This window comes from Mesorhizobium sp. M1227, assembly GCF_040318315.1.
Lineage (GTDB): Bacteria > Pseudomonadota > Alphaproteobacteria > Rhizobiales > Rhizobiaceae > Mesorhizobium.
The window spans coordinates 19191-32799 of the sequence record NZ_JAMYLZ010000037.1 but is presented as its reverse complement, the minus strand read 5'-3'; the positions used below and the strand labels follow the sequence as shown (position 1 = coordinate 32799).

17 protein-coding genes and 1 pseudogene are annotated in these 13609 nt (G+C 63.1%); 13 read left to right on the top strand and 5 right to left on the bottom strand.

The features are described from left to right. Positions 1–86 precede the first annotated feature (86 nt). The 4 genes and pseudogenes from NKH28_RS28530 to NKH28_RS28515 all read left to right on the top strand — a co-directional run bounded on the left by NKH28_RS28530 (position 87) and on the right by NKH28_RS28515 (position 1907). Positions 87–392 (top strand): hypothetical protein, encoded by a 306-nt coding sequence (locus tag NKH28_RS28530; RefSeq protein WP_023677980.1) that lies wholly within the window; start codon positions 87–89, stop codon positions 390–392. A gap of 113 nt (positions 393–505) precedes the next feature. After that, positions 506–1257, top strand: a pseudogene (locus tag NKH28_RS28525) (IS5 family transposase). A gap of 11 nt (positions 1258–1268) precedes the next feature. Then, a complete protein-coding gene (locus NKH28_RS28520; protein WP_352471331.1) occupies positions 1269–1583 on the top strand; it encodes a DUF6678 family protein in 315 nt (104 codons plus the stop codon). A gap of 144 nt (positions 1584–1727) precedes the next feature. Further along, entirely contained in the window at positions 1728–1907 is a 180-nt protein-coding gene (locus tag NKH28_RS28515; RefSeq protein WP_023677981.1) for a Flp family type IVb pilin, read from the top strand. Positions 1908–1957: 50 nt separating this feature from the next. On the opposite strand, the gene NKH28_RS28510 is transcribed toward NKH28_RS28515, so the two are convergent. Further along, a complete protein-coding gene (locus NKH28_RS28510) occupies positions 1958–2830 on the bottom strand; it encodes a methyltransferase domain-containing protein (protein WP_352471330.1) in 873 nt (290 codons plus the stop codon). A 54-nt stretch (positions 2831–2884) separates the two neighbouring features. Between NKH28_RS28510 and NKH28_RS28505 the strand changes: the two genes are divergently transcribed. From NKH28_RS28505 to NKH28_RS28485, 5 genes are read left to right on the top strand one after another with little or no spacing between them, the layout of a single operon-like run. Next, positions 2885–3685 carry a ComF family protein gene (locus tag NKH28_RS28505; protein ID WP_352471329.1) on the top strand — a complete coding sequence of 267 codons (801 nt, stop codon included), beginning with the start codon at positions 2885–2887 and terminating at the stop codon, positions 3683–3685. Between the two features lie 28 nt (positions 3686–3713). Beyond that, complete coding sequence (grxC, locus tag NKH28_RS28500) at positions 3714–3983, top strand: glutaredoxin 3 (protein ID WP_352980949.1); 270 nt, start codon at positions 3714–3716, stop codon at positions 3981–3983. Positions 3984–3993: 10 nt separating this feature from the next. Further along, a complete protein-coding gene (locus tag NKH28_RS28495) occupies positions 3994–4860 on the top strand; it encodes a carbon-nitrogen hydrolase family protein (RefSeq protein WP_352980948.1) in 867 nt (288 codons plus the stop codon). After that, positions 4857–5282, top strand: a complete 426-nt coding sequence (locus NKH28_RS28490; protein ID WP_352471325.1) for a DUF1178 family protein — start codon at positions 4857–4859, stop codon at positions 5280–5282. Before NKH28_RS28495 ends, NKH28_RS28490 begins: the two co-directional genes overlap by 4 nt. A gap of 8 nt (positions 5283–5290) precedes the next feature. After that, entirely contained in the window at positions 5291–5986 is a 696-nt protein-coding gene (locus tag NKH28_RS28485; RefSeq protein ID WP_352471324.1) for a hypothetical protein, read from the top strand. Positions 5987–6063: 77 nt separating this feature from the next. Here the strand turns inward: NKH28_RS28485 and NKH28_RS28480 are convergent, their stop codons facing one another. Beyond that, positions 6064–6864 (bottom strand): SDR family NAD(P)-dependent oxidoreductase, encoded by an 801-nt coding sequence (locus NKH28_RS28480; protein WP_352980947.1) that lies wholly within the window; start codon positions 6862–6864, stop codon positions 6064–6066. Between the two features lie 180 nt (positions 6865–7044). Here NKH28_RS28480 and NKH28_RS28475 point away from each other — a divergent pair, with 180 nt between their 5' ends. Continuing rightward, on the top strand, positions 7045–8265 hold the full coding sequence (locus tag NKH28_RS28475) for a helix-turn-helix domain-containing protein (RefSeq protein WP_352980946.1): 1221 nt from the start codon (positions 7045–7047) through the stop codon (positions 8263–8265). A 9-nt stretch (positions 8266–8274) separates the two neighbouring features. Next, positions 8275–8928 (top strand): Vgb family protein, encoded by a 654-nt coding sequence (locus NKH28_RS28470; RefSeq protein ID WP_352471321.1) that lies wholly within the window; start codon positions 8275–8277, stop codon positions 8926–8928. 54 nt (positions 8929–8982) lie between these two features. On the opposite strand, the gene NKH28_RS28465 is transcribed toward NKH28_RS28470, so the two are convergent. Beyond that, positions 8983–10476, bottom strand: a complete 1494-nt coding sequence (locus NKH28_RS28465; RefSeq protein WP_352980945.1) for an FAD-dependent monooxygenase — start codon at positions 10474–10476, stop codon at positions 8983–8985. Between the two features lie 68 nt (positions 10477–10544). After that, entirely contained in the window at positions 10545–11030 is a 486-nt protein-coding gene (locus NKH28_RS28460) for a MarR family winged helix-turn-helix transcriptional regulator (protein ID WP_352542481.1), read from the bottom strand. Between the two features lie 101 nt (positions 11031–11131). Here NKH28_RS28460 and NKH28_RS28455 point away from each other — a divergent pair, with 101 nt between their 5' ends. Continuing rightward, positions 11132–12025: a DMT family transporter gene (locus tag NKH28_RS28455; RefSeq protein WP_352980944.1), complete on the top strand. Its 894-nt coding sequence runs from the start codon at positions 11132–11134 to the stop codon at positions 12023–12025. Between the two features lie 19 nt (positions 12026–12044). Here the strand turns inward: NKH28_RS28455 and ubiG are convergent, their stop codons facing one another. Continuing rightward, entirely contained in the window at positions 12045–12794 is a 750-nt protein-coding gene (ubiG, locus tag NKH28_RS28450) for a bifunctional 2-polyprenyl-6-hydroxyphenol methylase/3-demethylubiquinol 3-O-methyltransferase UbiG (protein WP_352980943.1), read from the bottom strand. Positions 12795–13008: 214 nt separating this feature from the next. Between ubiG and NKH28_RS28445 the strand changes: the two genes are divergently transcribed. Beyond that, positions 13009–13578 carry a putative glycolipid-binding domain-containing protein gene (locus tag NKH28_RS28445; protein ID WP_352682978.1) on the top strand — a complete coding sequence of 190 codons (570 nt, stop codon included), beginning with the start codon at positions 13009–13011 and terminating at the stop codon, positions 13576–13578. The last annotated feature ends 31 nt before the right edge of the window (positions 13579–13609 follow it).

Here is a 13609-nt window from a genome sequence, read left to right as displayed (position 1 = left end):
GCAGCAGCGTTAATGAAAGATTTATCTGACCGTGAAAAATTGACGCTAGGCGGTTTCGCCGATTCCACCGCTGGGGAGCGATTTGCATGAGCCTTGAAAAGGACTGGGACTCGCCTTGGCCCGACCGCCTTCCTGGCGCCGCCAATGCCGGCATGGGAATATTGCGCATCGCTCTCTTGTTCGGCTCGGCCGCGGTGGCTCTGGCCTTGATCGCGACGCCCTACCTCGACAGCCGGACCCGCTCGCAGTTTGCCCGCGACGGGCTTGATACGATGAGCACCGGCTCGATCGGCCAGCGCGACAGCTATACGCTACGCAAGAGCGTGCTGCAGCCGCTGCCCAGTTCGGTCTGCGTTATACGGGCCGATGGCAGAAGCAGCGGCGACTGCTGACTCCTCAACAGATCTCCAGGATTCGGCTGTTTCCTAGGGCCAAAACCCAATCAGCCCCTTGAAGGGAGGGCGCTTTCCTGATTCACCAGCGGGTGTGGATCAGGAGGAGCAGTATGGCTTTGTTTTGGCTATCGGACGAAGCATGGGCAACGATCGAGCCGCACTTGCCCAAGAACCAGCCTGGTGCGCGTCGCGTGGACGATTGTCGGGTGATTTCGGGTATCCTGCACGTGCTGAAGGTGGGTTGCCGCTGGTGTGATTGTCCTGCCGATTATGGTCCCTCGACCACGGTTTACAATCGCTTCAACCGCTGGTCGCGACGAGGCTTCTGGCTGAAGATGCTTGATGCGCTGGTTCAGGCCGGCGCAGTGACGAAAAGCACCGCGATCGACAGCACCTACGTCAAAGCCCAGCGGGCGGCATTCGGCGCAAAAGGGGGCGCCAAGCGCAGGTCATCAGCCGTTCGCGCGGCGGTTGGACAACTAAGGTCCATGCACTCACAGACGTCGTCGGCCGCCCCTACGCGTTGATGTTGACCGCAGGAAACGTCAGCGACGTGAAGGCAGCGCCAGCCCTACTCGAACGCGCTGGCCCGATGCGCTACCTATTGGGCGACAAGGGCCACGATGCGGATCGACTGCGCCGTTCACTGCGCGAGGGAAAGACTACGCCGGTAATCCCGGGACGGCGCAATCGAAAGAGAGCAATCCGTTACGACCAAGAGCGATACCGTGGACGACACTTGATCGAGAACGCCTTCTGCCGCCTAAAGGATTTCCGCCGCATCGCCACCCGCTACGACAAACTCGCCACCAACTTCCTGTCTGGGGTGGCATTGGCTACCATGATCTCGTTCTGGCTCTGAGAGGCGACGAAATGCTCAATCCGGCGATGAACAACACAAAATGGGATGAGCTTCGGCTAGAAATGTACGCGCTCACGCCGCCACCATCTTGGAGCACGCTTTCCACAAACGGCTACCACTCACAGCCCGACCGCGAGTGGTTCTACCACTTCAGCGAGGGCGGATACGAATCCATCCTTCACTTAGACATTCAGGTCGAAACGCCCGCCCAGCGAGAACTTGTCCGCTCGGCTCTCAAGAAGGTGCATGTGCCCGGCGAGGAAATGCCTGACGGCTTTCGCGTGTTCGGTTATCTTCAGGATGGTCAGGCCGCCGAGTTTATATGAGGTCTTCGTTGCTGACCTGATCGAGTCTGGACCCTAGAATGCAGCTGGTTCCTAGAATGCAGCTGGTTCACCGCGCGTTAAGCCTGTCGTATTAACCTTTCTTAACGGGTCGGCGCTAGGTTCGGGCAAGAGGGATAGGCGCCCATGAAAATGTTGCTGCAACGATTTTTAGAAGACGAGAGGGGTGCGACGGCTATCGAATATGGTTTGATCGTCGCCGTTCTGTCGCTTGCCATTGTCGCTGGTATTGGCCAGGCTGCCGGCGCCATCCAGTGGTTGTTCAGCGACAACAGCAGCAAGCTTGCCAACGCTTTTGCACAGTGACCTGCTTAGCTTTTGCGTGGGATACGCTTAGCTTTTGCGCAAGGATGCGCTCAGGGGCCGCCGGGGTTTTCCAGGATTGTCTTCAGCGATATTTTTGCGGAGCCCGGCTTCAGCGGCTTTTGCTGAGAGGCATCGGGCGCCCAGCCTGACATCCAGACCACCGAGAAACTCGCCCTGACGCGGCCATCGGCATCCGAAAACCGCTCCGCATAGATTTCGGCGGCGCGCGCGAACAGCGCTCGCGTGCCCGGCCGCCTGCTGCGGTCGACAAGCGCGCTGGTCTCGCCCATGGCGCGCAGATCGGCGACCAGGCCAAATAGCGAATCGTAGCGCACCGTGATCGTCTCGACGTCGGCAACTGGCAGTGCCAGGCCGGCGCGCTGCAGCAGCGCGCCGGCGTCGCGGACGTCGGTGAACGGGATCACACGCGGGCTGGCGCCGCCATAGAGTTCGGTCTCGGCGGCAAGCAGGCTTTCGCGCAGTTCGGAGAGCGTGCCTGTGCCGGCGAAGGCGCCAAGGAAAAGCCCGTCCGGCTTCAGCGCCCGGCGGACCTGCACCAGCATGCCGGGAATGTCGTTCATCGCCTGCAGCGACAGCAGCGAGACTGCGAGGTCGAGGCTTTCCGGCTCGAATGGCACGGTTTCCAACGGCGCCAACAGTCCTGGCTGGCCACCCAGGAAAGCGGCGTCGGCCTCGACGCGCACGTTTTCCGTCACCTTGCCGCTTTCGGCGAGCACCTCTGCTGCTGCCGGCGTCTGGCAAAACAATGAGGCCGCCTTGCCGAACCTGCGTTCGACTGCGCCGAGCCGGTCGGCAAGATCCTCGGCCGCACGCCGCATGAGGAAATCCGCGCTGGCGATGGGGCGGGCCAGTGCCCGGCGCTTGCGCGCCAGCCAGAGCGAGGTGTCAATTACAGGCTGCAATGGGCAGGTCCTTGTGCTTCGCTCTCTGATATAGTGATGCGGAGGACCAACCACGTGGCCGATCCCATGCCAGAGATCAAGCGTATTGCGATCAAGAGCATTGCCCGCAAGGCATTGGGCTGGCCAGCGCGCCTCTTGTTCCCGCCCGTCTGTGCCGGCTGCCGCCGCCATGTCTCGCAGCCCGGCGTGTTGTGCGGCGCCTGCTGGCCGAAACTCAGGCTGCTGGAACGGCCGTGGTGCCCGGTGATGGGCACGCCGTTCACCCACAATATGGGTGAGGGTTTCCTGTCGGCGGAGGCGATAGCCGACCCGCCGCCGTTCGAGCGCGCGCGGGCGGCGGTCGCCTATTCCGGCGTTGCCCGCCAGATGGTGCAAGGGCTGAAATACCAGGACCGCACCGATCTGGCGCCGTGGATGGCGCGCTGGATGCTTCGCGCCGGTGCCGAGCTCATCGCCGAGGCCGATGTGGTCGTGCCGGTGCCGCTGCACTGGCGGCGTTTCTTCAGGCGGCAGTTCAACCAGTCGGCGGAACTGGCGCGGGCGGTGGCGCAACTCGGCGAGCGGCCTTTCGCGCCATCAGCCATCAGGCGCGTCAAACTCACGCGCCAGCAGGTCGGGCTGGAGCGGCGGGAACGCGAGGAAAATGTTCGCGCCGCATTCAAAGTGCCTGATGAGGCGGAGATCGAAATCACCGGCCGCCGGGTGCTGCTGATCGACGACGTCTACACCACCGGCGCCACCGTCCGCGCGGTCGCCAAGGCGTTGAAGAAGGGCGGCGCCGGCGCGGTCGACGTACTGACCTTTGCGCGTGTGCTGCCGGGGGACTTTCGGGCCGACGAATCGGCGCCTATATAGCCTAGGAACGAGGCAGGATTGCTGACCGATGGTCGATGTGACGATCTACACGCGGATGATGTGCGGCTATTGCACCGCGGCCAAGCGGCTGCTCGATAGGAAGGGTGTGACCTACACCGAGCACGACGCCTCCTTCTCGCCGGAGCTGCGCCGGGAGATGATCTCCCGCGCTCACGGCCGTTCCACCTTTCCGCAGATATTCATCGGCGACACGCATGTCGGCGGCTCTGACGATCTCCACGAATTGGAGGCGGAAGGACGGCTGGACAAATTGCTCGCCAACGGCTCGGCCAGATAAGGACATGACGATGGGTGGTTTCAAGGCGGCGGCGATCCAGATGCGTTCGGGAACCAGCCCGGAGCGCAACGCGGTCGATCTGGAACGGCTGGTGCGCGAGGCGGCAGGCCTTGGCGCGACCTATATCCAGACGCCGGAAATGACCGGGGCGCTGATCCGCGACAGCCAGGCACGGGCCGCTTCCTTCACCTCCGAGGACAAGGACATCGTCGTCTCGACGTCGCGGCGGCTGGCCAAGGAGATCGGCATTTTCCTGCATATCGGCTCGACCGCCATTCTGCGCGCCGACGGCAAGCTTGCCAACCGCGCCCTTCTGTTCGGGCCGGACGGCGCCACGATTGCCACCTACGACAAGATCCACATGTTCGACGTCGATCTCGACAATGGCGAGAGCTGGCGCGAATCCGCCGCCTATGAGCCTGGCACCGAGGCCGTCGTCGCCGAAGTCAATGGCGCGAAGGTCGGCTTTGCCGTCTGCTACGATCTGCGCTTTCCGCAGCTGTTCCGTGCCGAGGCGCTGGCCGGCGCCGATCTGCTTTCGGTGCCCGCCGCCTTCACCCGCCAGACCGGCGAAGCGCATTGGCACGTGCTGCTCAGGGCGCGCGCCATCGAGAACGGCGCCTATGTGGTTGCCGCCGCGCAAGGCGGCGTGCACGAGGACGGCCGCGAAACCTATGGCCATTCGCTGATCGTCGATCCCTGGGGCCGCATCGTCGCCGAAGCTGCGCATGACGAGCCGGCGGTGATCGTCGCCGAGATCGACCCGGCGCAGTCAGTCGCTGCGCGCAAAAAGATACCGAATCTCAAAAACGCACGCGATTTTGCCGTAAACGCCGGTTCGGCGGAGGCAATTCCGCTCAGGGGTGCCGCCTCTTGATCCGCTTTTCCCTGATCTGCGAGCACGAGCACGAGTTCGAGGCCTGGTTCCGCAGCAACGACGATTTCGACACCCAGAAGAGGCGCGGTTTCGTCGATTGCCCGGCCTGCGGCTCGCACAAGGTCGACAAGGCGCTGATGGCGCCTGCCGTCTCGACCGGGCGCAAGCGCGAAAGCATCGCGCTGGCCATGGGCGAGGCGCAGAAGCAGGCGCTGGCGCAGCTCAAGGCCCTGGCCGACAAGGTGCGCGAGAATGCCGACTATGTCGGCGACAAATTTGCCGAGGAAGCGCGCAAGATCCATTTCGGCGAGAGCGATCCGCGCGGCATCTATGGCGAGGCGACGCTGGACGAGGCCAAGAGCCTCGCCGAAGACGGCGTCGAGTTCATGCCTATTCCAAGCTTCCCCGACGACCGCAACTGAGGAAAGTCTTGCCCCATCCGGAGAAGACTGAAAAGCGGCGTGGTTCAGAGGTAGTGATCCGTGTTTTCAGCTGGTTGGCTATAAAGTCGATCGATAAGAGGACGATCGATGGGTTGCCAGTTTTCTATAATGGCGAGAGCGGTGGGAAAGATGCAGATAAGGTTGCCGCCGCGCTGCGGTTGATTCAAGAATTTGACCCTATTCGATACAGCCGTCTGGTCCGCGATCTCAAACGGATCTGGATTACAATCAATCTAGGTGCCGCTGCGCAATTTGTGAAATCGACTTCGACTTGCGAGCTTGATCGGCGATTTGTTCTAGGCGAGCACACGCTGACCGACCAGATCGCCAGCGCGATAGTGCATGAGGCGACGCATGCGCGTCTCCATCAGCGAGGCATTGGCTATGAGGAGGAATTGCGCCACCGGGTGGAGTGGGTTTGCATGAGACGTGAACTGGCTTTTGCGGCGAAACTGCCGGACGGGGCGAGTATTCGTCAATGGGTCGAAGCTCGACAAACGGAACCCTCGGATTTTTCCAATGTAGCGATGAATGGTCGGCAAATTGATAGCGCGCGTGATGCCTTGCTCCATCTCAATGCTCCAGGTTGGCTGGCAGACTTGATCGTCTTTTTCGCCCGGCGGCGATATCAGAGGCGTATTAGGCGACAAGAAGCTGAAGCGCATTTCGACAAGCGAAAATGATGCTCCGTTTCGCTTGTGGGGATTCGCTTCCGCCCAGAGCGGCGATGCCGCCGCCCCTCGCACAAGCGTCCGCAGTTTCAGGCCGAGCAGCAAGGATGGGGCTCGCGGGCAATCGTTTCGCTGCTTCTTTCATGCCCACTGCCTGACGGGCTTGCTTCACTTGACGGAGTTGCTTCCGCATAGGCTGCAAACTGGCGTTCAAGCGCCTTGACTGCACTGCTGCGCCAGCCCTCCGCCAGGGATTCCGACATGGGATCGGGGAAGATTTCCTCTTCGCCGTTCTCCACGCCGTCCAGGATCGCCCGCGCGACAGACTCCGGAGAGGCTTTCGCGATGTCCAGGCCCCGTGTCATGTCCGTGTCCACCGGGCCGGGAAGGACCCTGTGGACGCTGACACCCCGTCCGGCCAAAAGGGTGCGCAACGACTGCGACAGCGAGAACGAGGCCGCCTTCGAGACCGAGTAGGCCGGACTGAACGGCACGGCGGCAATCGAGGCCAGCGACAGAATGTTGACGATGGCTCCCCGCGACCGGGCGAGCAACGGCAGCAGAGCCTGGGTAACGTCGTACGAGCCGAAGAGGTTTGCGGCGAGCTGTTGTTCGAGCACACGACGGTCGCTGAGGTCATCGATGGGCGATACGCCGGCGTTGTTGATGAGGATATCGAGAGCATCGATCTTCTCGACGGCCTCCCGGATCTGCGCAGCGTTGGTCACATCCATGGTCAGGGACGTCACACGCCGGTCCGGATGAGCCATCGGTTGGCGGGTTGCGGCATAGACGCGCTTTACGCCTCTGCTCAGGGCTTCCTCGACCAGTGCCCGACCGATGCCCCGATTGGCGCCAGTCACCAGGATGGTTGTACCTTCGATCTTCATTGCGTCTCTCCTAATGCTTATCGTTGTGTTCGAGCCCAGTGCACAGTCTAGCCGCGACTCAAGGTTGGCGCGCCGCAACTCAGGTTGGCTACAGTCGCCGTTGTCGATACGACTGGTTGGTGAGATGGACTTAGCGCCGGGCATCGAAGCCATGGGAGTGACAAGTGTGACGGGATTCCGATGGACTCGCTGATCACGGCCGCGGCGCATGCGCTTGCGACGGGCGATCCGCTTGGCGCCTTGAAGCGGGTTGCGCTGCGCGACGATGCGCCGGCACTGGCGTTGCGCGGTATCGCGATGGCGCAGCTTGGCGACCTGGTTCGGGCGAAGGTTCTCCTCAAGAGGGCGGCGCGCGCATTCAGCCCGAGGGAGGCCGTGGCCCGCGCGCGGTGTATCGTCGCCGAGGCCGAGATCGCGCTCGTCTCGCGCGACCTTACCTGGCCGGCCAAGGCACTCGACGCCGCACGGGCGACGCTTGAAAAGCATGGCGACCGCGTCAACGCCGCGCATGCGCGCAACCTCGACGTTCGGCGCCTACTGCTGATCGGCCATCTCGACGAAGCCGAGCGCAGGCTGGACGGCTTCGATCCCTCGCCGCTGCCGCCGGCATCGCGGGCCGCCCACGAGCTGGCTGTCGCCGGCATCGCCATCCGCCGCTTGCGGACCGGCCCTGCGCGCGCCGCGCTTGGCCTGGCGGCGCGGGCGGCGCGCGCGTCCGGCATCCCCGCGCTGATCGCGGAGGTGGAGAGCGCATCGCTGGTGCTGGACACGCCGGCCGCACGCCTTGTCGCGCGTGGCGGGGAACGGCCCCTCCTGCTCGATGAAGTCGAAGCGCTCCTGGCGTCGGGGGCGCTCGTGGTGGATGCATGCCGCAATGTCGTGCGTGTCGCAGACACCGTCGTCTCGCTGGCGACCCGCCCGGTGCTGTTCGCGCTGGCCCGCGCGCTGGCCGAAGCCTGGCCGGGGGACGTGGCAAGAGCGACGCTCATTGCGCGCGCTTTCCGCGGAAAGGACGCGGACGAATCACATCGCGCACGATTGCGCGTCGAAGTCGGGCGGCTTCGCGCGGAGCTTCGGAGCTTGGCGGATGTGAGCGCGACGAAGCGGGGCTTTGCGCTGGCCCCGCGCCGCGCAGGTGAGGTCGTCGTGCTGGCGCCACCCGTCGAAGAAGAGCGTGCCGCCGTGCTCGCCTTCCTCGCCGACGGCGAGTCTTGGTCGAGTTCGGCCCTGGCGATTGCGCTTGGAGCCAGTTCGCGTACCGTGCAGCGAGCGCTCGAGCAGCTCGCCCAGGCCGGCAAGGTGCAGTCGTTCGGCCGCGGACGGGCGCGTCGCTGGATGACCCCGCCGCTGACGGGTTTCCCGACAATCTTGTTACTCCCCGGCCCACTGCCGGGCTACTAGGATGGAATTATGGAACGATCCGCAGCCGAAATCCTTCGAGAATATGGACCCTTTCCGGGTGTCGACCACGTGGACGGCGTTACCTTCGACGGTGAGCATGTCTGGTTTGCCTCAGGCGACAGATTGAACGCCTTCGATCCGGCGAGCGGCAAAGTGGTGCGCTCGATCGACGTCGCGGCACACGCCGGAACGGCCTTCGACGGCCAGCATCTCTATCAGATCGCCGAGGATCGCATCCAGAAGATCGATCCGAAGAATGGCCAGGTGCTGGCGACGATCCCGGCGCCCGGCAATGGCGGTGATTCCGGGCTCGCCTGGGCCGAAGGAACACTCTGGGTCGGGCAGCATCGGGGCCGAAAGATTCATCAGGTCGATCCCGAGACAGGGGCAATTCTTCGCACCATCGTTTCCAACCGCGTCGTCACCGGCGTCAGCTGGGTCGACGGCGAGCTGTGGCATGGCACCTGGGAGGGTGAGGAGAGCGATGTCAGACGGATCGATCCTGAAACGGGAAAGGTCCTTGAGAAGCTCGATATGCCGCCGGGAACAGGCGTGTCGGGGCTCGAATCCGATGGCGGCGACCAGTTTTTCTGTGGCGGCGGAAACAGCGGCAAGATCAGAGCTGTTCGCCGGCCCAAACGAGGCTCGGCGACCAGGATCTGAGTTTTTGCCGTCCGTAGCCGTTTGACCATTCGAGCTAACTGGTTTTTGCGGTTTTTAGCCCGGTGGTCCGAACCAGGTGTTCATCGCGTCTTGAAGACCATCCTGCGTCCTGTCGCCTACCCAAGCAACATATCCGTCGGGTCGGATTAAAACTGCGGTTGGAGCGGAGACCAAACCTAGCGAAGGCAACTCCCATGGATCGTCGCATTTGGCGTAAACCAACTTAATGCGGTCTGACCACGGCTTGATGTCGAGGCTGCCCGGCGCGTCGAGATTCAAGAGCACTGGCCGCGCATTTTGGAGGAGCGCAAATACGCGCATGGGACCATCAGGCGTGGCCAGGTCGAGGTCGGGCATGCGGCGGCCGACCAGCGGATGCCCCTGGCCGAGGTCGTAATGGATACCAAGTCCGGACATCTCGGCAGCGATCCGTTTGCGAGGCTCCTCCATCCCAAGGAGCTCTGATACGATTTCACGCAAGGCTTCAGTGCGATCATCAGTACGTTGCAATGCGACCTGTGCCATTGTCGTACGCAACACGCGGGCCGCAACCGGATGCCGCTCGATGTGATAAGTGTCGAGCAAGCGTTCAGGCGATGTTCCTTTCACCACTTGGGCCAACTTCCAACCGAGGTTCACCGCATCCTGCACACCGATATTGAGGCCTTGTCCGCCCACCGGGGAATGCACATGGGCGGCATCGCCCGCTAGGAGAACCCGGCCCTTGCGGTAAGCCGCCGCCTGCCGCGACATGTCCGTGAACCTGGAAATCCAGGTTGGGCTATGGATTCCGTAATCTGTTCCGCATGCGGCGACGAGCGCTTCGCGGAGATCGCGCAGCGTGGGCTCGGTCGTGGCGCCGACATTCTTTTCAGTGACCATGACGCCTATGGGACCTTTATCGGCAAAGACGACCTTGCCGTCACGAATTTCGTACTCTTCCCTGCCGAAGGCATGGATGCCAAGTGCGGTGCGATGAATGCCCAGTGGCGGCTCCTCCGCCATCTCGGCCTCGGCGAGGATGCTGCTGGTCGTCGCATCCCATCCTCGAAACTCAATGCCAGCAGCTTTGCGGACCAGACTGCGGCCTCCATCACACCCGACGAGATAGCTTGCCCGCAGCGACGCACCATCGGACAGTTCGATGGTGACGCCGGCGTCGTCCTGCACGAAACACGTTAATTCACGGGCGCGATAGATCGGCACTGCCAGCTCGCTGACCCATCCAGCGAGAATGCGCTCAATGTGTTTCTGTCTCAGCGCCAGCCCGTAGTTGTGGCGGGTCGGAAAATCGCTGATGTCTAAACGCATCGCCGCGAATCCCGTGACTTGGGCTATTTGTCCTTCCGCGAGGAACCGGTCCGCGATGCCGCGCTGATCGAAAACTTCGAGAGTGCGTGAGCTCAGACCTCCAGCACGCGAACCGGCAAGCTCTTGGTTCGGGCGGCGTTCGACAATGGCTACGTCGATGCCTGCCAACGCCAGCTCGCCTGCCAGGGTTAGGCCCGTCGGACCTCCTCCGGTAATCACGACTGCATGTTCTGTCATCGGCAAACTCCCCTGGCAGTTACGACTCCCAATCAATGATCGCAGAGTCCCAGTGGTTACCGTTTGGGTTAGTTCAGGCTCGCTATCAGTTTTTCGAGCAGGCGAGCCAGCATGATCTGCTCCGGGCGTATCAGGCCGGAAAGTATCTGGTGCTCGTTGGCGACGTGAGCGGTAACCGCCTCGTCAATCAACGCCAGACCCTTTTTAGTCAGCTGCACGACAATGCCGCGGCGATCGTCGGGGTGCGGCCCGCGCTTGATCAGGCCGGATTTCTCGAGCCGATCGAGGCGGTTGGTCATCGCGCCCGACGTCACCATCGTCGCCTCGTAGAGAGCCGTCGGCGTCAGCGCGTATGGCGGCCCGGAACGACGCAGCGTCGCCAGCACATCGAATTCTCCGGATTGCAGCCCGTAACTTGCAAACAGCGGCGCCAGCCGCTCTCGTGCGATCAGCGAGGCGGCTTCGTTCAACCGTCCGAGCACGGCCATCGGCGAGACATCGAGATCCGGCCGTTCCTTTTTCCATTGCCCGATCGCTTTTGCTGCGCGATCCATGTCTCTCACCGTTATGTATCTTGACGTGAAGAATCTTTACCTTATCTTACCTCAGCTTCTGGTGTAGGCCAAGGGCCGCGAACGGGCGACGGGACGGTGCGATGAAATTTCTCTGGGACTCGGCGCTTGGCCTTCTGGTCGTCACCGGTGGACTGCTCGGCCTGACGCTGCCGTTCGGCAAGATCGCGACGGCGGCCGGCGTGGCCGCCATGGTCTGGGCCTTCGTCATCTCGCTTGGTGCCGGCGGCGTGCTTTTGTGCGCATTGCTGCTCAACGGGAAGCGCATGCGGCTTACGCCGCACAGGCTGCGCTATTTCTTCGTCACCGCGGCCGTCTCATATGCAATCCCCAATCTGCTGATGTTTTCAGCCATTCCGCATCTGGGCGCCGGCTACAGCGGCATCATGTTCACGCTGTCGCCGGTCGTCACGCTGGTGTTCTCGATGCTGCTCGGCGTCAGGCGCCCGACCATGCTGGGCATCGTCGGCATAGTCGTCGGTTTCGTCGGCGCAGTCATGGTGGCGGTGACGCGCGGCGAAGCGGGCCAGCCGGCCGAATTTTTCTGGGTTGCGATGGGCCTGCTCATCCCGGTCAGCCTCGCCGCCGGCAACATTTACCGCACCGTCGACTGGCCCGAAGGCACCGGCCCGATCGAGCTCGCCGTCGGCAGCCACCTGGCAGCAGCCTTGATGCTGGTTGCCGGCATTCTGGTCCTGCTTGGCGGCAATGCATTCGGCTCGCTCGGCGGCGTGCCGCTGGTCGCAGCGGCACAGGTGGCATCAGCCTCGGCGATGTTCGCCTTCTTCTTCTTCCGCCTGCAAGCGGTCGGCGGCCCGGTCTATCTCAGCCAGATCGGCTATGTCGCGGCGGCGGTCGGGCTGTTTGCCGGGACCCTCTTCCTCGGCGAGCGCTATCAACTGCTGACCTGGGCCGGTGCCGTCATCATCACCGCCGGCGTGTTCATCACCACCAAGGCGCAAAGCCAGAGGCCATAGGGGCCAGAAGGCGTAAGCTTCAGACGGATGCCTTCTCCGCCAGCACCATGTAGTTGACGTCCATGTCCTTCGAGCGCTGCCAGCGGTCGGCGAGCGGGTTGTAGGTGACGCCGGTGCGGTCGATGACGGTCAGACCGGCGCCGGCAAGCGCCTTTTCCAGTTCCTCGGGGCGCACCAGCTTGCCGAACTGGTGGGTGCCGCGTGGCAGCCAACGCAGCACATATTCGGCGCCGATGATGGCCAGGCCCAGGGCCTTCAGCGTGCGGTTGATGGTGGCGACGAACATAATGCCGCCAGGCTCGACCATCTCGCCGCATTTGGCCAGGAACAGATCGACATTGGCGACATGCTCGACCACTTCCATGTTGAGGATGACGTCGAATTTTTCGCCGGCATCGGCCAGGTCTTCCGCGGTCGTGGCGCGATAATCCACGCTCACGCCGACTTCCGCCGCATGCAGCTTGGCCACTTCGATGTTGGTGGCGGAGGCATCGGCGCCGACCACTTCGGCGCCAAGCCGCGCCATCGGCTCGCACAAAAGCCCGCCGCCGCAGCCGATGTCAAGGAAGCGCAGGCCTTCGAACGGCCGTGCCGCACGCGGATCGCGGCCGAAGCGGGCCGCCACCTGGTCGCGGATATAGGCAAGCCGGATCGGGTTGAACTTGTGCAACGGGCGGAACTTGCCGTTCGGGTTCCACCATTCGGCGGCAAGGGCGGAAAAGCGTTCCACCTCTCCGGCATCGATCGTCGATCGTCGGGGCTCTGGCATGGCGTGGTCTCCTCGGACGCTAGGAAGTCGGGCGCGAGGCTGCGAATGTCAAGGCGCGAAATTCACCGCCGGTGGTGCGATGGGCGCGATGCCTTCCGGCGCCGCCTTTTGCCGGCTGCATTTGTGTCAGCACGTGTCAGTTGATGGTGTGCCGGAAGGAAACGCCTAGGCTTTGGCGGACGAAGCAGAGACATCGGGTTCGGAGGAGTGCGCAATGATGCGAGCGGTTGCTTCCATTCTTTGGCGCCGGCTTGACCAGGAAGGCCACGACGCTTGCCTTCTGTCGGAAGCGAGTTCCGGGTGGAAGCTCAGGGGACACGCGCTTTTCGTCCAGGACGGCGAGCCGTGCAGCATCGCCTACGAGGCGGACTGCGACGCCGATTGGCATACACGATCGGCGCGCGCCGACGGCTTTCTCGGCACGCAAGAGCTGCATTACAGGATCGACCGGCTGACCGAGCGCCAATGGACGCTGAACGGCGAGCATCAAGCGGAAGTCGACGGTCTCATCGATGTCGATCTCGGCTTCACGCCCGCCACGAACCTTTTGGCGCTTCGCCGTTTTGCCCTCGATGTCGGTATGGCGACGCCCGCGCCGGCAGCCTATCTGACATTTCCCGAACTCAGGCTCGTTCGCCTCGAGCAAACCTATCAGCGCGTCGATGCTGCACATTACGCCTATGCCGCCCCGATGTTCGGCTACCACGAGACACTGGAGGTCTCGCCGCTCGGTTTCGTCCTCGACTATCCGCGCCTGTGGCAGGCCATCGTGCGGACGGGCTGAACCGCCCGCGTTGGGAGTGCAGCTGGCCGGT